Origin of the sequence: Citrobacter amalonaticus Y19 (assembly GCF_000981805.1) — a bacterium.
Classification (GTDB): Bacteria; Pseudomonadota; Gammaproteobacteria; order Enterobacterales; family Enterobacteriaceae; genus Citrobacter_A; species Citrobacter_A amalonaticus_C.
Genome location: NZ_CP011132.1, coordinates 3,374,826 through 3,394,770 on the forward strand (window position 1 = coordinate 3,374,826; position 19,945 = coordinate 3,394,770).

21 protein-coding genes are annotated in these 19,945 nt (G+C 48.0%); 10 read left to right on the forward strand and 11 right to left on the reverse strand.

What is annotated here, in order from left to right:
• Positions 1 to 5: 5 nt before the first annotated feature.
• The gene (locus tag F384_RS15515) at positions 6 to 611 is read right to left on the reverse strand and encodes an ankyrin repeat domain-containing protein (RefSeq protein ID WP_046486705.1); all 606 of its coding nucleotides are present in this window, start codon (positions 609 to 611) and stop codon (positions 6 to 8) included.
• 257 nt (positions 612 to 868) lie between these two features.
• Here F384_RS15515 and F384_RS15520 point away from each other — a divergent pair, with 257 nt between their 5' ends.
• The gene (locus tag F384_RS15520) at positions 869 to 1,363 is read left to right on the forward strand and encodes a DUF1097 domain-containing protein (protein WP_046486707.1); all 495 of its coding nucleotides are present in this window, start codon (positions 869 to 871) and stop codon (positions 1,361 to 1,363) included.
• Between the two features lie 113 nt (positions 1,364 to 1,476).
• The gene (locus F384_RS15525) at positions 1,477 to 2,409 is read left to right on the forward strand and encodes a LysR substrate-binding domain-containing protein (RefSeq protein WP_046486709.1); all 933 of its coding nucleotides are present in this window, start codon (positions 1,477 to 1,479) and stop codon (positions 2,407 to 2,409) included.
• Positions 2,410 to 2,448: 39 nt separating this feature from the next.
• Here the strand turns inward: F384_RS15525 and F384_RS15530 are convergent, their stop codons facing one another.
• A complete protein-coding gene (locus tag F384_RS15530) occupies positions 2,449 to 2,721 on the reverse strand; it encodes a GNAT family N-acetyltransferase (RefSeq protein ID WP_046486711.1) in 273 nt (90 codons plus the stop codon).
• A gap of 11 nt (positions 2,722 to 2,732) precedes the next feature.
• Positions 2,733 to 2,963: a 4Fe-4S mono-cluster protein YjdI gene (gene yjdI, locus F384_RS15535; protein ID WP_046486714.1), complete on the reverse strand. Its 231-nt coding sequence runs from the start codon at positions 2,961 to 2,963 to the stop codon at positions 2,733 to 2,735.
• Between the two features lie 811 nt (positions 2,964 to 3,774).
• On the opposite strand from yjdI, the gene F384_RS15540 reads away from it, so the two are divergent.
• A complete protein-coding gene (locus F384_RS15540; protein ID WP_046486716.1) occupies positions 3,775 to 4,620 on the forward strand; it encodes a winged helix-turn-helix domain-containing protein in 846 nt (281 codons plus the stop codon).
• Positions 4,613 to 5,095: a hypothetical protein gene (locus tag F384_RS15545; RefSeq protein ID WP_080949959.1), complete on the forward strand. Its 483-nt coding sequence runs from the start codon at positions 4,613 to 4,615 to the stop codon at positions 5,093 to 5,095. Before F384_RS15540 ends, F384_RS15545 begins: the two co-directional genes overlap by 8 nt.
• A gap of 45 nt (positions 5,096 to 5,140) precedes the next feature.
• Here the strand turns inward: F384_RS15545 and F384_RS15550 are convergent, their stop codons facing one another.
• Positions 5,141 to 5,692 (reverse strand): hypothetical protein, encoded by a 552-nt coding sequence (locus F384_RS15550; RefSeq protein WP_046486719.1) that lies wholly within the window; start codon positions 5,690 to 5,692, stop codon positions 5,141 to 5,143.
• A 277-nt stretch (positions 5,693 to 5,969) separates the two neighbouring features.
• Here F384_RS15550 and F384_RS15555 point away from each other — a divergent pair, with 277 nt between their 5' ends.
• A complete protein-coding gene (locus F384_RS15555) occupies positions 5,970 to 6,593 on the forward strand; it encodes a hypothetical protein (RefSeq protein ID WP_046486722.1) in 624 nt (207 codons plus the stop codon).
• Here the strand turns inward: F384_RS15555 and F384_RS15560 are convergent.
• Positions 6,590 to 7,114 (reverse strand): hypothetical protein, encoded by a 525-nt coding sequence (locus tag F384_RS15560; protein WP_046486724.1) that lies wholly within the window; start codon positions 7,112 to 7,114, stop codon positions 6,590 to 6,592. The two genes, F384_RS15555 and F384_RS15560, sit on opposite strands and share 4 nt — an antisense overlap.
• A 206-nt stretch (positions 7,115 to 7,320) precedes the next feature.
• Positions 7,321 to 7,896 (reverse strand): TIGR00730 family Rossman fold protein, encoded by a 576-nt coding sequence (locus F384_RS15565; protein ID WP_046486727.1) that lies wholly within the window; start codon positions 7,894 to 7,896, stop codon positions 7,321 to 7,323.
• Between the two features lie 274 nt (positions 7,897 to 8,170).
• Here F384_RS15565 and F384_RS15570 point away from each other — a divergent pair, with 274 nt between their 5' ends.
• Complete coding sequence (locus tag F384_RS15570) at positions 8,171 to 8,854, forward strand: LuxR family transcriptional regulator (RefSeq protein WP_046486729.1); 684 nt, start codon at positions 8,171 to 8,173, stop codon at positions 8,852 to 8,854.
• A 13-nt stretch (positions 8,855 to 8,867) separates the two neighbouring features.
• On the opposite strand, the gene F384_RS15575 is transcribed toward F384_RS15570, so the two are convergent.
• Positions 8,868 to 9,503: an acyl-homoserine-lactone synthase gene (locus F384_RS15575; protein WP_046486731.1), complete on the reverse strand. Its 636-nt coding sequence runs from the start codon at positions 9,501 to 9,503 to the stop codon at positions 8,868 to 8,870.
• 1,176 nt (positions 9,504 to 10,679) lie between these two features.
• On the opposite strand from F384_RS15575, the gene F384_RS28270 reads away from it, so the two are divergent.
• Both F384_RS28270 and F384_RS15585 read left to right on the forward strand, forming a co-directional pair.
• On the forward strand, positions 10,680 to 11,066 hold the full coding sequence (locus tag F384_RS28270) for a hypothetical protein (RefSeq protein ID WP_046486733.1): 387 nt from the start codon (positions 10,680 to 10,682) through the stop codon (positions 11,064 to 11,066).
• A 188-nt stretch (positions 11,067 to 11,254) separates the two neighbouring features.
• The gene (locus tag F384_RS15585) at positions 11,255 to 11,713 is read left to right on the forward strand and encodes a hypothetical protein (protein WP_052746940.1); all 459 of its coding nucleotides are present in this window, start codon (positions 11,255 to 11,257) and stop codon (positions 11,711 to 11,713) included.
• A gap of 272 nt (positions 11,714 to 11,985) precedes the next feature.
• Here the strand turns inward: F384_RS15585 and F384_RS15590 are convergent, their stop codons facing one another.
• Both F384_RS15590 and F384_RS15595 read right to left on the reverse strand, forming a co-directional pair.
• A complete protein-coding gene (locus F384_RS15590; RefSeq protein ID WP_046498233.1) occupies positions 11,986 to 12,288 on the reverse strand; it encodes an antibiotic biosynthesis monooxygenase family protein in 303 nt (100 codons plus the stop codon).
• Positions 12,289 to 12,376: 88 nt separating this feature from the next.
• Positions 12,377 to 13,324 (reverse strand): LysR family transcriptional regulator, encoded by a 948-nt coding sequence (locus tag F384_RS15595; protein WP_046486735.1) that lies wholly within the window; start codon positions 13,322 to 13,324, stop codon positions 12,377 to 12,379.
• Positions 13,325 to 13,462: 138 nt separating this feature from the next.
• On the opposite strand from F384_RS15595, the gene F384_RS15600 reads away from it, so the two are divergent.
• Positions 13,463 to 14,893 (forward strand): aspartate ammonia-lyase, encoded by a 1,431-nt coding sequence (locus F384_RS15600; RefSeq protein WP_046486737.1) that lies wholly within the window; start codon positions 13,463 to 13,465, stop codon positions 14,891 to 14,893.
• A gap of 111 nt (positions 14,894 to 15,004) precedes the next feature.
• Positions 15,005 to 16,303 carry an anaerobic C4-dicarboxylate transporter gene (locus tag F384_RS15605; RefSeq protein WP_046486739.1) on the forward strand — a complete coding sequence of 433 codons (1,299 nt, stop codon included), beginning with the start codon at positions 15,005 to 15,007 and terminating at the stop codon, positions 16,301 to 16,303.
• A 109-nt stretch (positions 16,304 to 16,412) separates the two neighbouring features.
• On the opposite strand, the gene F384_RS15610 is transcribed toward F384_RS15605, so the two are convergent.
• Together F384_RS15610 and F384_RS15615 are read right to left on the reverse strand one after the other, a co-directional pair.
• Complete coding sequence (locus F384_RS15610) at positions 16,413 to 17,426, reverse strand: fimbrial protein (protein WP_046486742.1); 1,014 nt, start codon at positions 17,424 to 17,426, stop codon at positions 16,413 to 16,415.
• 12 nt (positions 17,427 to 17,438) lie between these two features.
• Complete coding sequence (locus tag F384_RS15615; RefSeq protein WP_046486746.1) at positions 17,439 to 19,940, reverse strand: fimbria/pilus outer membrane usher protein; 2,502 nt, start codon at positions 19,938 to 19,940, stop codon at positions 17,439 to 17,441.
• Positions 19,941 to 19,945: the final 5 nt, after the last annotated feature.

Here is a 19,945-nt window from a genome sequence, read left to right on the forward strand (position 1 = left end):
CTTCATCAGGCTCCTGCGGCAATCAGCAATTGGGCGATCGCCTCAAAGCCTTTTTCCCGCGCCAGTTCCAGCGGCGTTTTGCCGTATTTATCCGTCATATGCGGACTGGCGCCATTTTCCAGCAATAGGGCAACAATCGCCTGCTGTGTGGCGCCGCCGTCATTCAGCACAATGGCTTCCAGTAGCGGCGTCCAGCCAACAAAGTTGGTATGATTCACATTAATCGTCGTCTGCGTGAGTAGCTCGTTGACGATATCAAGATGGCCTTTTTCACAGGCAGGCGTTAATCCCACGCCGCCAAAACGCGTTAATCGATTAAGATCGGGCCTGGCCGGTAAAATTAAACGCAACAGTGTGAGATCGTTATTCAGACAGCTCAATAAAAAAGGATTCAAACAAGTCTGATCCTGCTGATTAATATCCGCACCTGCGCTAATTAACGCAGCAACACAGTCATATTTTTTATGCAGACTCGCCAGAATAATTGCCGTCTGTCCCTGGCGGTTACAGGTATTCACATCCACGCCCTGTTCCAGACAGAAAGTTAATTTTCCTACATCACCCTGCTGCGCAGCCATTAGGTAGTCTGTCATCAGACTGGTATTTGTCATGATCATTCCCCTGATTTTTGTGGCTGTATCTGATGGACTGAGAATAGCAACGAAATTTATAGAAAAGAACCCGCTTAAATTTTATTCGCTATAAGCGGATTAATTATTGAATGGTTTTTAACAATCCGCACAGACTGTGCTGTAGTGCACCCTTTATTTCTTTGCTGTTATTCCCCTTAACTCAATCGGGTTTTCTTTCTATATAGTTGCCGAACGAAACCACGCTATCCAGACGTTTATGACGAGAGGGGATAAAGATGAACGGACTCACCGCAACAGGCATTACTGTCGGCATTTGTGCAGGTCTCTGGCAGATGGTGTCCTCGAGGGTTGGGCTGGCTCCAGGCTGGGAATTACTGGGAACTATCGGCTTTGTCGCGTTTTGCAGCTTCTATGCTGCCGGGGGGAGCAAAGCGGGCTTTGTGAAAAGCCTGTTTGTGAACTACACCGGCGCCGTCTGGGCTTTTCTGGCAGCACTGGCCTCCGGATGGCTGGCGTCCGCGAGCGGGCTTTCTTCGTTCTGGGCAAGTGTGGTTATGACCGTGCCGTTTTCCGCCGTTATCGTCTGGCAGGGGCGTTTCTGGTTAACCTCGTTTATTCCTGGCGGTTTCCTTGGTATGACGCTGTTTTTCGCCACCGGACTGAACTGGACGGTGACGCTACTCGGCTTTTTAGCCGGGAACTGCGTGGGTTTTATCTCGGAGTACACCGGGCGGAAACTGAGTGAATCCACATCGAAAGACAGTGCCTGAGCCCGACTCAGGTATTAAAAGTTATTCAAAAGTGATTGCCCAATGGCAAGCCAAGCCAATACAGTCATCTCCGGGGAGACGCGACAACCGCTGACCAGAACAGGAACCTGTGCATGAATTCAATTTTTACGGAAGAAAACCTGCAGGCTTTTACCACCGCCGCCCGTTTTGGCAGTTTCAGCAAGGCGGCGGAGGAACTGGGCCTGACGACCTCTGCCATCAGCTATACCATCAAACGAATGGAGGCGGGTCTTGATGTGGTGCTGTTTACCCGCAATACCCGCAGCATTGAACTCACCGAGTCGGGACGCTACTTTTTTCGCAAGGCCACCGACCTGCTGAACGATTTTCACGCCATCAAGCGCAGCATTGATACCATTGCGCAGGGCATTGAGGCGCGGGTGCGTATTTGCATCAATCAACTTCTGTATACGCCAAAACATACCGCGCGATTACTCCAGGTGCTGAAGAAGCAGTTTCCGACCTGCCAGATTACGGTCACCACTGAAGTGTATAACGGCGTCTGGGACTCCATCATCAACAACCAGGCCAATATCGCCATCGGCGCGCCCGATACGCTGCTGGACGGCGGCGGTATTGATTACACCGAAATTGGCGCCATTCGCTGGGCATTTGCGATCGCACCGGATCACCCGCTGGCTTTCATGCCTGAGCCGATCGCCGAAAGTCAGTTGCGTCTCTACCCGAACATCATGGTGGAAGATACCGCGCATACCATTAATAAAAAGGTGGGCTGGTTGTTGCATGGTCAGGAATCCATTCTCGTGCCGGATTTCAATACCAAATGCCAGTGTCAGATCCTCGGTGCAGGAATTGGCTTTTTACCGGACTACATGGTGCGTGAAGCGATGGAAGATTCGCTGCTGGTCACGCGACAGATCCATAACCCACGTCAGGACTCGCGAATGCTGCTCGCTACTCAGCATTCCGCCACCGGTCAGGTGACTCAGTGGATCAAAAAGGAGTTTGGACCGCAGGGGATATTAACCGGTATCTATCAGGATTTACTGCATCGGGAAGGGTAAATGTAGCCGGACTGCTCAGGCGCATTGTCCGGCAGGTTTTCAGGCCCGAATATCGTCATACTCGCGCGTTTTATCAAACTCGTGTTTGGCAAACGGACAAAGGGGGATAACTTTGCGATTCTCGCGGCGCATTTTTTCCACCACTTTCGCCACCAGTTGTTTTCCGACGCCTTGTCCTTTCAGACTGGCATCGACATCAGTATGCTCAATAATGCTTAAATGTTCACCGGTCGGAACAAAAACAATTTCAGCGACCTGATTCCCCTGCGCATCATTGACATAGAATTTATTACGGCCTTCCAGTATTTCCATTTTTCCCTCGCTTATTTACGACGATATTGCAGCGCCCCGCTTGGGCAGGTATCGATGACCCTGGTAACCGTTGAAACATCAACCTCATCAGGCATAATCCACGGTTTGCGCTTCAGATCGAAAAGTTTAGCGCTACCGCGAACACAATTTCCGGAGTGCTGGCAAATCGCCGTATTGAAGTAGACATCAATTTTCTCGCCGGTATAGACGCGATAACCCGCATCCTCAAGTTGCTTATCCATGACATTGCCTCTTTTTTGTTTATCCCTTAAGCATAGCGTGTGAATGTCCCCGTTACGATTTTAATGTTAGATGAGTAAATGCTCACCTATCTCTTATTCATAAGTATAAAAAACCAGTTACGGAGATATTTAAGGCTTTATATTATGTATTTAATGATATTTAAGGTTATTTGCTCTAATTGACTATTTGATGCAAGGTCGGCATAATAATTTTTCTAATAAAACGATTTAAAAACCCTTGTTTTCATTAAAAAATACTAATCAAGAAGCGTGATTACATAAAGGGGCATCTGTCTGATGACGGATCTTAAATCAACGTGTTGAAACCGTTTTCTACTCCGTTTTCTCCACGCCGTTGAAAATCAGACAGTGGAAATGACGTATTTATCAGCGGAAGTCATCGACTTACGCCATTTAGGGACAAAATATCAGCAGGAGTCACTACGAAATGAACATGACAAACATAATATATTTATCTGCGCCCACAGGTCGGTGCCTAATAATTAATCTAACTGGTTGAGTTTTTTGACATAAAACCGATATCTCCGCAATACGGCAGTAATCTGTCCAGGATGATTACCTGAGATTCCAGGAAGATTACACCACCGAATTAAACATAGCGGCAGAAACCACTGGTTTTGTTAACAAATCACCTTATTGTCTATATACATATGTAAAACTACAGAACAAAAACAATAGTTTCATAAATCAACCGGCTTACAGTGTTCACATAAGTATATGCAATACTATGTCCAGAATTTTCTACACTTAAGTCGTTACTGTTTATCACTTTCGTACACCGTGAACCTATATGCACTGGATTATTAACGATAATATTGAATTCAGACCAGACAGTAAAAAGTTAATTTCGGTTACTAATCCGGAAATTAACGTCGTTTTGACAACGCCTGCCAGCCGTTGTCTGCTTTTGCTGCTCGAAGCGTCACCGGACGTGGTCACTCAGCAAGAGTTTTTCAAAAAGGTGTGGGAAGATGAAGGTATGCTGGTTCCGGCAAACACCCTTTATCAGAACATCTCTATTGTCCGTCGTGGCCTGCGTGCCGTCGGTGAGACCGACCAAATCCTGGTCGCCACCGTACCGCGCAAAGGGTTTCAAATCGATAAAAGCGTTAGAATCACCCGCGTTGCGGCCGCTCAGGCTACTGAAGCGACCGATACTCTGCAGGGTGAAGATGAACTGGATGTGGAGTACGACACTGACGCCGGGCCAGAGTTGACGCCAGAAGATACTGCCCTTCCCGCCCGTACGGTAACGGTAAGTCAGCGCAGCAGACTGCCCTTCTTCGTTGGCATCATCGCCATGTTAGCGGCATTTTTCATTGGTGCGATCGGCACGAACGTTGTCTGGCACTTTAATGATACGAAGCCTTTCTTCGCTGGCTATACCTTCGTCGAGCAGGACAAAGGTTGCCACTTCTATACCACGGATGACAGCCACGATAACAAAAACAGTTATGCACGCTTTAAGGCGTTGATTCTGGGTTCTGGCCTCGATTGCGAAAAGTATCCCTGGGTGTATTTCCCGCTGTCACAAACGTCTCCCGGATTAGCCGTTCTTGTCTGTCGCAAGAATTACCTGAAATCAGCCGTTCCGGGTTGTATCACACTCTCTTTTCGTGGAGCAGGAAGTGAGTAAAAAAACAATCATGATGATGAGTGCGGTGTTTTTACTCGCGGGTGTGCTCATCGGCGCGATATACAATGTTCTGATGTCTAAACATTACGATAAACAGGAATGTTCGATGTCGTTGGTGGTGTATCATGAAAACGCGCGCGCAAATATTACGCTGAATTACATGTATTCCCTGAAGAATCAGAACGGCATCGTGGCCGTCAGCGGGACCTACATTGAAGATAACAAACTTAAAGGACGAATCAGACGAGATGTCGCCTATAACTGGACAGAAAACCAGGATTCGTACCACTTACACTCAACCCGAATCAATAAGTTCGAAATTATCGAGACGTTACCGGATGCGTTATTAGCCAATATTCTGCCTGATTTCTACGTCTATCCCGATAAAAATGTGAGTTACTCTATTCTCAATCAGGGCAACCACGGATTCTTGTTTACCATCGGAAAACGCCCCCTGTTGTACTGTGCCCGCTAAGCCGGATACCACCGTCAGCTCTGTGCTTAACAGAGCTGACGCGTGTTAAAGAAACATACTCTCTTCCAGTAAATTATCTTTGATTAGCAGCAGATCGTGGACCCTGTGACCACCCAATTTCTTGCACGCGAGATTGCGATAGGTGTATACCCGTTTCGGCGGCAATGCCAGTGACTCGGCAATCAGGTTAATATCTTTACCCTGCAGTGATTCACAAATGATCATTTTCTCGACGCGATTGAGAATATGATTCCTGATAACCTGCCGTTTTTCCATGCTCGCCAGACGCGTAATAATCATCGTCAGCGCCAGCAGAGATTGTCGGGCACTGACAATCATGTCGGCATCAAAGACCAGGGCACTTCGTTCAGAATTCAAAATAATCAATAGCTTACATTTTTTGTTAAGACTGGATATTTGCCTGGCGCAACCTTTGTTGAACAAATTAAGATGCAAAATCACGGTATCGTCGAAAGTGAGTTTGTCTACAGGCAAATGGTGCATGGTTTCTTTCACGATGTCCAGGTTGGCCTCTTTTGCCAACAATACGATGCCGTCCTGCAAATAATTATTATTACTTATGATATATATTGTCATCGCTTTTACTTCCGTATTAATAATCCATTTAGCTTGCCGTTGATTTCCGTTCTGCTATATCATCTGGCGCGACATTAAAACTATATTGGTAACTAATTAAATACTTCAATTAAAAAGTCTTAACTGACATGATTTTCATAACCCATTGAAAATATAGAATTTAGTTTAAATTCTTAAATATTCTTAAATGGACGACAATTCGTCTCTCTGTATTCAGTCTCTTTCTCTATGCTATGTTGTGCTACTGGCGAGCAGGCAGATGGGATGGGAGGGAACAATGACCAGGCGTATCGATTATCTGATTGAGAAATATCATTTCACTGAAATCAACGAGTCGCCGCGCATTACCAGCCAATGGAAGGACGTTCTGGCGGAGTGCCAGCAAGAGAATGCCGGCGTTGAAGAACGACTGCGTATTGCGCTGCTCAATGTCGATTACGTGACCAGCTTCGAACTGCCCTTTCGTTTACTGCTCACCCGCACCCCGCAGCTGATTGATAAACTGCGCAAAGAATTTGCCCTCACCCAAAAAAATGTCCTGATTAATGATAAACGCCGTGGGCAGGTTTACAGCATCAACGCCGATCTCAGTCGCGTCCCCGATGCATTTCGTTATCGTCTGTCGTCGCGTATCCGCCGTATGGATGAGGAAACGATCACCACCGCGCCCTATCAGCAGGTAGCCAGTCAGACAAAGCGTCCCGAAGAACGGCTTCGTCTGGCGCTGGAGAGCGGTTTAGAGGTTAACGCCCTTGATGGGCTGTTCTGGCTGGGGATCCAGCGAATTGCCGCCGATATACAGCGACTCCGCGCATCGGGGATGCCTGTTCAGGCGTCGGATGTCGAGGTGTTCGATTCACTGACCGGGACGCACAGAACCGTAACGGCATACCATCTTTAACCCGTTGTCAGTTCCTGAAAGCGGGATAAAAAGAGCGCTCGCGCCTGCCGTGGCATCAGCGGATTGACGGTCAGTCGCGTCGTGGGCGACACGCCTGCCAGCATCGGCCAGTCATTTCCGGGATCCAGATTGAGGTCGCGCCGCTCGGTCGCCAGCATCATCAGATCCACTTGCTTAATCACCTTGCTCGGCGTGAGAGGAAGATGAAAGCGCTGGCGAATGGCGTTGTCCAGTCGTGCTTCAATCTCTTTGTACTCAGGAAGCAAACGCTTTAGCGGCGAGGGAAGATCCTGGCAATAAGCCTCAGCGGCATCGTGCAACAGCGCTTCAAGCGCGAACTCTGGCGGCGTCAACTGACTGCACAGCACCACGTGCTGGGCAACGCTGTAAAATTCAGGCACATGCCCGGCAAAGCGACAGATGTTCGAAAGGGCGACGGCGATATCTTCAATCGCGATATGCTCCGGTCGAATATCGCTGAAATCAATGTGTTGCCCGGTTAAGGTGGCGATAAATTTCATCCGTTCTCCTGCTTCCTTGCCGTTTTTGCCCGCGTCGGCGGCACCTGGTTCTCCCTGAAGACACTACGTATTTACATTCACGCTGTAAATATCTTTTAACGTTCACCGCACATCGTGCAGAGAGGCCGGTTCATTCAGCGTGACCGCCGTGATAATCCAGCGTCGCACTGCTGTTACTGCCCAGCCCCCTGGAGCGGCGCATTGCCTTATTTCTGGCTCGCCGTCCACTTGGAGGCGGGCGGCGTGTACGTCGCAAAATACTCAACAATTTCCGGCAAGGAATCGGAGAAAAACAGCATATCCACGTAGCTCTGCTTCATAAAACCTTCATCGGCCATCTTCTGTACCATAACCTGCAACGGTTGATAAAAATCGTTCATGTTATAAAACGCGCAGGGCTTGTTATGAATACCCAATTGCCCCCACGTCCACTGCTCAAAAATCTCTTCCAGGGTGCCCGCCCCGCCGGGTAAGGCGATGAAAGCAGAAGACAGCGCCGCCATGCGATCTTTACGCTGGTGCATATTTTCAACGACCTGCAAATCTGTCAGCCCGGTATGCGCAATTTCACGTTCAACCAAAGATACAGGCATCACCCCCGTCACGTGCCCACCGTGTTGCAGAGCAGAATCCGCCACGGCCCCCATCAATCCGACCCGGCCACCGCCATAAACAATCCCCAGTCCAGCCTGAGCCAGAAAGGTTCCGGCTTCGCGAGCAGCCTGCATGTAAACCGGAGAATGGCCTTCAGATGAACCGCAAAAAATACCGATAGACTTCATATCATTTCCTTTAGTAATCAATAAATCTTCAGTCGCGCAATGGGGAAACAGCATAATTCAAAGGGACTCAATACACTATATGGGACTGAAAAAGTGAAAGTACCGACCACATGAGTTCCCGTCATCACCAACAATGAGGCGTCGCGGTAACTATCGGGGTCACGTCACAGAAAATATCGACGGTTGTGGGGGAAGTCCATTTTGTCAGGCAACAAGGCAGGCTATACTGCTTATTCAGACACTTATTTCAGAGGCAGCAGCTGGCGTGAAGGATATGTATTACAGCGATGAAGGGATCAATGCGGTCATCCAGAATGAACTGAATGCGTTCATTAAGGACTACAAAAATATTGTGTATGCATATGCGATCATGAACAAGAAAGATCCCTCGCAAATGCAGATTATCAATAATAATCCTGAGTGGTTTAACATCTATCTCGAAAGAAAATATCAGTTTATTGACCCTGTTATTATCAGGGCATTAAGCAGCGTCGAAGATTTTTTCTGGGAGAACAAGGTCCTGCTGGCGAGCGGTTATAGCCTTACACGCATTTTCAGTGAAAGTTCCGAACACAATATTTTTCAGGGTCAGACGTTTCCCCTGCATGACTATCAGAATAATCTTGTCGTGTTGTCCATCATCAGCCAGAAAGATTCGGGTATTGAGATGGAAACCTGCCGTGCGCATTTCATGCATTTTCTTATTCAGTTACATCAGAAGACACTCGATCTCTACAGTAAAGTTCATCAGAAAAAGAACGTATTTTTGTCGCCGCGTGAACGACAGATTTTGAAATGGGTCAGTGCAGGTAAAACGTATGCGGAAGTCTCGGTAATTTTATCAATTGCAGAGCGAACCGTGAAATTTCATATGGGCAATGCGATGAAAAAGCTGGGCGTGAACAATGCCAGACATGCGGTAAAACTCGGCATGGAGCTCAGATTACTGGATAACTGAACTCCGTGTGGGATTACATACGCCGAAGTTGTTGAAGTATCTCACGGAGCCAGTGGCTGGCCTTGTCTTTGCTGATGATGCTTTCGACCGCGCTTTCACTTGCCGGCATAAAAATATAATAGATAGTTTCACCTTTCTCAGAGAGACCTTTCTGAATCACGTCTATTTTCCAGTTAGCATGACGAAAGATGGCGTACATGCCGCGACTGGCAACGGCGTACATACCCCGGTACTGTTTTTTCATGCAATAGATGATCATCGCGAGGAACAGCGCCTTACTGGCGGGCATCCCGCGAAGGTTTCCGGAATCACGTCTGGCTTTATCTAAAAACAGGCGACTCACTTCGCAGCAGGGAATATCCGTGGGGAGGGAGATATTATCAAAGTACTCATGGAATATTTCGCTGATCATCGTCGGTTGCGTCGCGTCGATAAATCGGGCGCCGCACAGGATCTCTCCCCCATGCATGCCTAAAAGGTAAGTCGTGTTTTCGTTATCAAATTGATCCTTTTCCAGGCCATCACTACATTCCACTTTCCAGTCGAGTCGCTCACGAAATGTTCGGTTTCGCAGCCGGTAGAGTTCAGTGGCAAAACCTGACGGCAACTTATCGCGATCAAGCAAAAAAAACTCAACAAAAGAGTTCATTTATTCATTCCTGATAATAACATTCCGAAATTATTATCCCCTGTCTTTTAGGACAGCTTTTTTTTAGGTCAGCTCTTCCTTATACTTAAAAAATACCTGACTAATAGCGCTCGCGGCGCATACTAGTCAGGCGGTCAAAGACCAACGTAACACCAGGGATAAATCCACCCGAGATTATCTAACATTTAATCTCCCGGGTACAGAATGCAATAAGCACTTAATCAATAAAAAACCATTAAAACACGACGAATATCAAATATTCTTCCTTATTATATTGCCCCTTGTATTTTCAAGGGGTAATATTTAGGGTTGCATTCATTCAAAAATTCAATGCTGTCCAACTCTTGTTTCAGTCCCTTCTTAAAACGGCACTCAATCTGTTCTTATGCCACCTTCGGCAACAAAGCCGCTCAACGCTAACGCCATCGCGACCTTCAGGCAGAAACCTGCAAGTCACCATGAAAGACGAATCTTCTCTGCTGGTGATCCCTGTCCAGGCAAAGCGTGGTAAAAATGATCACAAAATAATTTCTTAATAATTCTTAGCGATGCATCGTTTTTTCCTAACGCTGTTCGCCCCTTTACACAGAAGAAACGCATGCCTCTTCTCTCGCCACAAGTCGGATAACGACGACCTCTGCATTCCCACAGATCATCAGCGGGTTAAAAAAATCCACAGGGTTAAAGGTGATATTCCTTTATCAACGGCGCTGAAGCGTCTGTATTTTCCGTGACGATTTATATATTGACGCATTTCAACCTCAACAGACCCACGATAAGGTTCCTCTCATATTGAGTGACCAATACGTCATCAGATAGCTAAACCTCATTTGCCTGTCCTTTAACATAAAGTGCTATTTTCTCTTTCGGATCCCCGTCAGATCGTTGCAATAATGACTCAGTGGCTGAAATAAATTCTTATTTTACTCGCGTAAAAGAATAGTTTTATTTGCATATATTGCATGGAATGCATCGCATATCACACTTTCTTTAAATATAAGAATTTTACCCTTTATGGTATTTTTACCTGCATATCTTAAAGACTCAATTCAATTCCAGAACTATTGACATCACGTAATATTGACTTTACTTTTCATAAAAGTAATAAATATGACATATTGAATGGTCACGTATCAATTAGTTTTACTTTTTATTATTCCCCCTTAAGGACAGGAAATGAATTCTATTTTCAAAAAATACTTTCCTGGTGCGTCAGGTGTTTACGTGACGCCTTTTCCTCTGTATCACGCCCCCCAGATGCTCTGTATTGTATTCGATTCTTTAATGGAATCTGGTCCGGGAACCGGTTTGCCTGGGCTCATTCAGGTGTCTATTTCACCAACGAGCACCAGGATAATTACCAATAAAACGATGACACTCTCCTGTATGTGGCAAGGGAATACCCATACGTTCTCTGTTCATGGCAGGGGCCTGACGACCAGTAGTTCGGGTATGGAACCTTTGAATACGCCTCTCCCACTGGAAGGACTTTTTTACACGGGTGGTTTCCTGGCATTTTTTGGAAAAATCTCAGGCGTGTATAGAAACTTAGCAAATGAATGAGAACGATTTGGGAGAATTTATATATGAATGCGTATTTAAGAAAACAGATTCATTGTATTAGCTGTGAGACGTCATGTCTTATTTCCCCTGAGAAGAGCGTCTGTTCTCTGTATTGTGAACATATCCCATTCGCAGTATGGCCGGAGGTGAATATTTATTTTAAAAATGGAGTCATTGAGAAGTTTTTAATGAAGTATAAAAACTATTTGCCAAGTGGCTTTATCTTTATCGATTTCTCCTTTGCTAACCTGAGGTATTTTGTTAAACCGGATTGGGTTGATTACCTGATCAGTACAAAAATGCATATCATTCTGATTGCCGATAAAAGAATGAGTTCCTTGGCGAATTACTGGCTTGTCAACCGCCAGGAGATCAGAGGGGTTATTTATTCCTGTGATAAAGAAGAGACTATTGAACAAAAAATCAAGCGATTATTCAGAGGTGAATTGGCCAATCGTCGGAGGGGAGAAACGCTGAATCGGGCGGAGTATTCCCTACTGGCTCATTTTATTGCTGGCAGAGGGTTTAAAGAAATCGTTGAACTTGATCAACTAAAACCCAAAGAAGTTTATGTCAGAAAACTCCGTCTGGAAAATAAATTTGGCTGTCGAACCAATGCGATTTTCTGTCAGATTGCGGGTCAGTAGCTGTCATTCATGATGGCTCAGAAATAGACCACCCAATGACTGGATCTTTGCGTTCCCCTTTTTACATTGGGTACAGTTGTGGTTGTGATTCCCCTTACTCTGTATTGGCTACAGAATGTCATAGGTTACTGGATTTTCTGCTCAACATCGAGACACAGAGCAACCTGACCGGCTTGCAGGCATTCAGGCTGTAACCGTTTACCGGCGAAGAGCTGGGATATAACCCTCCCCCCGACAGCCAGAAGCGGCGTCGGGGGGATTCCATTTGCCGCTTATTCCGATGAATAATCACGCAGAACGTGTGCCACACGGATTCGGTAAAACGAAAATATCGACTCCCGACCTTCCATTTGAGCAGCCCGATGTTTCATGTTGTTTTTCCACACCGCAACGGCTTCTTCACTCTCCCACCACGACAGCGATAAAATCTTTCCTTCCGTACTCAAGCTCCTGAAACGCTCAATCGAGATGAAACCCTCCATATTAACGAGTTCCGTCCTGAGTTCAGCGGCGAGTTGTAAATATCGTTCCTGCTGAGCGGGCACCGCATCCGCTTCAAAAATCACAGCAATCATAGCAACCTCCAACGTTAGCATTTTCGCCACTGTAGAGGGTAATGGCGGGCAATACTTCGCTGGAGAGCCAATTATGAATGATTGGGGATCATGACAGCACATCCGCATCAGCATCCGAATCGAGCTTACTGTAAAACCCTTGCTCCAGTTTTGCTTCCAGTATCGAGCGGACTTCAACCGCCAGTTGTTTATAGAACTCAGACAGTTCGTCGTCCTTACACAGCAGGACAATTTTGCGCCGCTCTTTGCGGTTGTTGATACGGATGATCTTCAGCGAGTCAGTAAACGCGGGAATGGTGGTCATAAACAGCGGCGTGGTCAGCGTCCATCCATAACCGTAAGAAATGAGTTTCAGAATGTCATCAGCATTGTCCATTTCAAACTGTATGGATGGAGACAGATTGTTCCATTTCAGCCAGTTGAGCGTCTGGATGCCGGTCGGCGTATTGGGGGTGTAGGCGATGTAGTCCCTGTTTTTACACAACTCTTCCAGTCGCGTCTCCGGCCAGGCTTTGGGGCAAACACACAGAAACGCTTCCTCAATCAACGGGTACATTCTGACGTTAGGCGGCATCTCAGTATGCAGCATGGTGATGGCCAGGTTAATGCTGCCCATATTCAGCGCGGAAAGCAGTCCCGATGCCGTACCGGTAACCTGAAAAATATGTTTCACCTGCGGTTGCAGAAACTTAAGGATATCCAGGCCGATGGATTTACCAATCGAATCAACGAAACCAATTTTCAGATGTGAAATATGCCCGTGACTGATCGCGTTAATATGTTCCTGCAAATAGACACCGCTATCGATAATCTTTTTCCCCAGCGGATACAGCGCCTGCCCGGCGATTGTCATCTGGATGGGCCGCTGTGAGCGGTTAATCACGTCTGTCTTCAGACCATTTTCCAGATTCGCAATCTGCTGAGAAATCGAGGATTGAGTCAGGTTGAGCTTCTTTGCCGCAGCGGTAAATGAACCGGTCTCAATCACCGCTAAAAACGCCTGTAACTGTTTAAAATCGAAGTTAATATCCTTCATCTCCGCCTCTACTATTACATTTTTTAATAATGAGTATTTATCTTTTCAATGCTTTTTTTTCTTTGAGCCACTTCAAATTATCCGGACTGTCAGCGAATTAAGGTAGCGACACACCTTAATACAGGAAGAGAAACGACGATGCGTGAAGAAAAGGATCTATTAGGAACGTTAATGGTGCCGGATGAAGCCTACTACGGTATTCAAACGCAACGGGCGGTACTGAATTTTTCAGTGTCAGGACAAACGGCCGGGGATATTCCGCATTTCCTGTGGTCAATCGCCGCAATCAAACAAGCAGCGGCTCAGGCAAACGCGCAAATTGGCGCGTTGGATCAGCAGAAAGCAACCGCCATCGTAGCGGCGTCGCAAGAGGTGATGAAGGGCGATTTTGACGCCCATTTCCCGATTGATATTTTTCAGGGCGGCGGCGGCACCTCGACCAACATGAACATGAATGAAGTGGTCGCTAATCGCGCGAATGAACTTCTCACCGGCGCACGGGGGTATGACGCGGTTCATCCGAATACGCACGTCAATATGGGGCAGTCGACTAACGACGTCATTCCTGCGGCAATGAAAATGACCAGCCGCATGAATATTAAACATTTGCTCGTGCAACTGGAAAAACTGGAAGCCGTGTTAGCGGATAAAAGCCGTCTGTTTGCCGACAAGGTGAAGCTAGGCCGCACCTGTCTACAGGATGCCGTGCCGATGACGTTTGGTCAGCAATTTGGCGCGTATCGCACGCAGGTCAGCAGACTCAGGCAAAAGCTGGCCGACGTTAACGAGGAGGCGTTGTATTTACCGCTCGGAGCAACGGCTATCGGCACGGGGTTGTCCACCCATGAGGGATATCTTCCGGCCGTTTATCAGTGGCTGGAAACCCTCACTGGCGAGAAATATCGCCCGGAAGCGGATTTCTTTGATGGTTTGCAACACGGTGATTTTTATATTGAATTTTCCGCACAGCTCAAAAAAATCGCCGCCTTTCTCTCCAAAATGGCGACCGATTTTCGTATTCAGGGTTCAGGGCCGCGCGCAGGCTTTAATGAAATTATCGTCCCTGCCGTACAACCGGGCTCGTCCATCATGCCGGGCAAAATTAACCCGGTCATGCCCGAACTGATAAATCAAATTGCTTATCAGGTCATAGGCAATGACGTCACGGTGACCATGGCCGTTGAAGGCGGCGAGCTTGACCTGAACGTGTGGGAGCCGGTGCTACTGAAGGCGCTCTTCGAATCCTGTTCGTTACTGAGTCGGGGGATACCGTTATTTATCGATAAATGCCTGAAAGATATTGCGATCAATGAAGAAGTGAGTGCTCGCTACGCAGGGGAAAGTACGGCACTGGCCACCGTCGTGGCCACGCTGTTTGGTTATCAGGTGGGATCGCGAATTGCGAAAGTGGCGTACCAACAACAGTGCAGCGTAAGGCAGGTCGTGCTGGCAGAAAAACTGCTGACACCGGAACAGGCGGATTATCTGCTGGATCCGATGAATATGACCGACCCGCAAAAGAGTACGGCAGCGATTAAACGCTATCAAACAGAAATGAATATGTTGTAATCATCTGTTTTCGAAAAATAAGCGTTAACTGCAGGTAATGAATATTCTCTATTCATTACCTCGCCCTCTTGTTGCCGATAAATAAAATATAACAAAGAGCAGGTTAATTATATGGTGATATTACATGTCGTTTTATTGCTGGGAACCATCATGCTTGCCGCCCGCTGGGGCGGAATTGGCGTCGGGTTTGCCGGTGGGATCGGATTAGCGATTTCGGTATTTATCTTTGGCGTTCCGGCGGGATCTCCGCCTGTCGACGTGATGCTTATTATTCTGTCGACCATTGTGGCGCTCTCGGCCATGCAACAGGCCGGTGGAATGGATTATCTCGTCACCCTGACAGAAAAGTTATTACGCCATCACCCCGGCTACCTTAATATTCTCGCCCCTACCGTGACCTTTATTTTGACGATACTTTCCGGCACCGGTTATACCGCGATGTCGGTGATGAACGTGATTCAGGAAGTCGCGAAAGATAACGGTATCAGACCCAGCCAGCCATTAAGTTCGGCGGTTGTGGCGTCACAATTGGGGATTACCGCCTCCCCGATCTCTGCCGCCACGGCGATTATGTACGGCACCGTTGAGGTGATGGGCGTCAGTTTCGGCGATGCGATGCTGGTTATCCTGCCCACCGCGTTATTCGCCATGCTGATTGCGGCCTTTATTGCCAGCAGACAGGGGGCAAAACTGGCCGACGATCCTGTGTGTCAAAAAATCATGCAGGAGAATAAAATTGTACTGAACAAACATACCCACCGCACTATTCCCGCCGGAGCAAAATCCTCGGTTGCCATATTCCTGGCGGGTGTGGTCTTCGTGGTCTGTATGTTGCTGTTTAAATCGCTTATCGGACATACCATCAACTCCCGCGACTTAATCATTATTACGATGTTTGTCGTGTCCACGATCATTATTTTTACCTGTAAAGTGGACATGAAGGATCTGAAAAACTCACCGATATTTAAATCAGGCGCAGAATCGCTGGTGGTCGTGTTAGGGATTGTGTGGTTGAGCAGCACGCTTATCGGCGCCCATATCGATGAGATCAAAATGGAAGCCAGTGACATATTACGCGCCTGGCCGGTCTTATTAGCCGCCGTATTTTTCTGTACCAGCGCGATGTTGTTCAGTCAGGGGGCAACCAGTGCATTACTGATGCCTATCGCCGCGTCTATCGGCATTAGCGCAGATGCCATATTAGCCAGTTTTGTCGCGGTCAGCGCACTCTATATCACGAATATTTATCCGACAACCGCATTTGCAATAGCCACTGATGACACCGGCTCCTTTCTCAGTTCACGCTGGAATGGCTCAAAGATCATTAATCATCCCTTCTTCCTGCCAGGATGTTTGTCGATTATCTTCTCGGTACCGTTTGGCTTTTTACTGGCACAGCTAATTTTGTAATGGCGAATAGAGAATAAACGGCCGTTGGCGGCTTTCTCTTTCAATGTGTCGTGATTAACAATCCACACAGAACAGGTTGACGTTAACCTGTTCTGCTGTTCACTCGCCGTTACTGGTATGTCATCGTAAAAGACAGCATGCCATTCGCCGCCCCGGTGGTGATGCGATCGCCCGTCTGGTAGTAACGCGCCTTAAGCGGTACCGCGAATCCGCCTCCTGTGTTCGATGTCCCAACCGCCACATCTGAGCCCAACCTCATCGGCTGGTTGTCATAAAGCAGTTGGATCCCGACCCCTGTGGCAGCGTTACTCCCGCTGGCCGTATTGATAACGCCTTTCGTTGCGTCATAAATATCGCCTTCCATCCTGACGCTGACTGCGGTTCCGGCATTGCAGGTCATCGGCAGAGTGAATGACTGGGTATACGCCTCTCCTGGCGTCGTACCTTTGCCATTAAAGGCGTTTTTATCAACCTCTTTCATATCGACAGGAATGGATGCCGTGGTCAGTTTGCAGGCTGGCGTGGTCACCGTGAACGCATTGATATTGACGGCGGCATCCGGGGATTGCCAGAGCAGCGAGTTATTCAGCAATACCAACGCCCCAACCGTTCTTGCCGATATAGTACCTGAACCGGTCTCCGTCGCCGTTTTATAAAACGTCACCGTCACGGAACCATTCAATCCGGGGCTTATCATTCCCGCGGTATTTTGACAAAGCCTGGCGGTGTTAACATCGCCTCGAATCGTATTCGTCCCCGTAACGCTGGCACTCCCTCCGGCACACTTTGCCGTTGTAGCGGAAATCGCATAGCCAATACCATCAACGTTGGTTTTATAGACGCGTACCCCATTGACCATCGAATCGAAGGTCCCTGTCGCCTTCACGCCAAATGTTTGATTGGAAATGACCCCTTCCTGTGAATCAAAACAACTGAACGCATTCACTGTCGGCGTCATCATCTGCGTACCAATAACGGCTCCCACCGGCAGATCCCTGGAGATAGTGATATTCTGCGGCGATAATGTTGTTGATGGCGTGACCGTCGAACAATCCCACGCCAGCGCAGTACGTGAAAACAGTCCCAGAGCCACCAACAGTAAACTCACAATAATTCGATTCATCTTACTCTCCACTTACCTGCACTCCGCGGTGACGTTATGTGTTTTGTCGGAAGCCTGCGCAATCTGATAACGTGCCAGACAACTTTCCCCTGCCCAGCTCACCACCACGGAGCCTTTTTCCGGTGCACCGCTAAGCCAGACTCGCTGACGATCGTCAACAATTCCTTCTGGCGTATTGTCGCGGTGGTTAATTTTTGCCGTCGCCCCAAACGGGATCGTTTTGCCCGTCAATTGCAGCATGATGCGGTAGCCGGTAACGGTCGGGAAATCAGCCAGCGCCAGCGCCCCTTTTGTGGGTACGACGGTCTGCGTGTCATTCAACACGTCAGTATTGGCGTTCAGCGCGTCGGTATTTAACGTCAGACTGTTCTGCCGATACGGCGCAACATACGGCACAACGGCAAAACCTTTACTGTCCGTGTAAATGCCACTGTTATTCGCGACTTTCGCCTCTGCCGCATTCTCGGCCTTCACCAACGCCATCGTCTCGCCTAGCGGCTGAGTTGCAGAGACGCCATACGGATGAACCACCAGTCCCCCCATCGCGCCAACCGACACCTGACGGTTATCGCGAGAGTAGTTATAACCAAGCTGATATTCACCATGACGGCCCTTATAATTCGCCGACGCACTGCCCGTCACATCCGACCCCTTACTGTTGTATCCCTGCTGTACGTTCCAGCTCAGATTTCTGTCTTCCAGCGCGGAACCCGACAGCCCCACCTGTGAAGTGGTGTCGCCTTTTTTATTCGTGTTTGCCGATAGCGTCATCCAGCTATTTGGCAAGAAACGTGAGAACGGAATCTGCATCGTAAAAGAGACGATATGATCATTGTCGTTGTGCCAGGGACCACGGGAATAGCTATAGTTCAGGCCATAATTAATATTGTTAATACTGGTGTTGTAACCGAGGCTGACGTTACGTTCGGTATCACCCCCCCAATAGTCCTGGTGCCAGGCCGACAGGTTGAGATTTCCGAAATCACCAAGCTGCTGGTTCAACGTCACCTGTGCTTTACTGCGTTTGTTACGCTGATAACGCCAGTCATTTCCTTCCAGAGCGTTATCGCTCGCCATCCGGTATTTATTCACATCGCCATTCGCTTCCTGAAAATCATGAAAACCGGAAGAGGAATACCGATACCCCATCAGACTCAGCGAGGTGCCTGTGGATGAAAAATCTTTGGCATACTGCGCACGAAGCGAGATACCGCCTTCCGTTTTGCCTGGCAACTGTGTATGGGCAAAGGTGGCGTCAAAAGAGAACGAACCGAAATCACCCAATCCTTTGCCGATACCGACTGCCCCTGCCTGGTAATCTCCCGACGCCAGCATGCCGCCGTAAAGCGTGGTGTCCCACGGCAACCCGTAACTCATGGTGGCCTGAAGAAATTCCGGTTCCTTATCCGTGCTGTTTGACGCACGATATTTCCCCGCGGCCAACGCATACTTAAACTGGCCTTCACGCTGCATGATCGGCACAGCCGAAAATGGCTGAATAAACTGATGCACCGAACCATCTGCTTCACGCACAACCACCGTAAGATCGCCGCTGGCGGCAGTAGGATAGAGATCATCAATCACAAACGGACCAGGCGGAACATAAGACTGCCAGATAATATTCCCGCCCTGACGAATGGTGACTTGTGCGTTACTTTGCGCAATACCGCGGACCACAGGCGCAAATCCCCGTACGCTTTCCGGTAACATGGTGTCATCCGAATAAATTTGCGCGCCGCGGAAATGAACACTGTCGAATACGCCGGCCTGCGTATAACCGTCACCCATACTGAACTGGCTTTTCAGCACTTTGATATCACGCTCCAGTGACGTACTGAGGGTGTTCCAGTGCCCGTCTCCGTCGTTATTGTTATACGTTGAGTAATTACGCAACCGCCAGGGACCGACGTTAATCCCACTGCGCAGGTTCAGATAGCTGTCATTTCGCGAATCTCCCTTGCCATGGCTGTTGGCAGCAGAGAAGTTATAATTCAGGAACAACATATTCAGTCCGTCGTCCCACTGCTCCGGTGAGACTGAACCGCGTGGATCGCGCTGCATATATTCTTGCGGCACCGAAATATCCAGACGCATGCCATCAAACTGAAAATTGAGTTGGCTTCCGGGGAGTAACGCACCAATATTATCGATGGTTGCGGAATCCTCCATACTCATCCAGTCAGGCTGCGCGTTACGCTTCACACCCCATTTCACGAAATCGGCATAGGTTAACGATGGAGCCAGTTCACTCTCTTTACCCAGAAAGCGGATATCACGAGATTCGACATAATTTCCGTTCAGATAGACATCAACGTGATAAACACCGGGAACCTGTCCGTCAGTTTTGCTGAAACGAGAGATATCAATATCACGGGGAATATTTCCTCGGGTTTCAATGAAATCGGGTGAAAAATAATCCTCAGCTAACACGGTTGATGCATGTGTAAACAGATAGACCAGGACTGATAATTTCGTTAACGTTGCAAAACCTGAAACCGCATTGAGCTGGAGCATAAGTA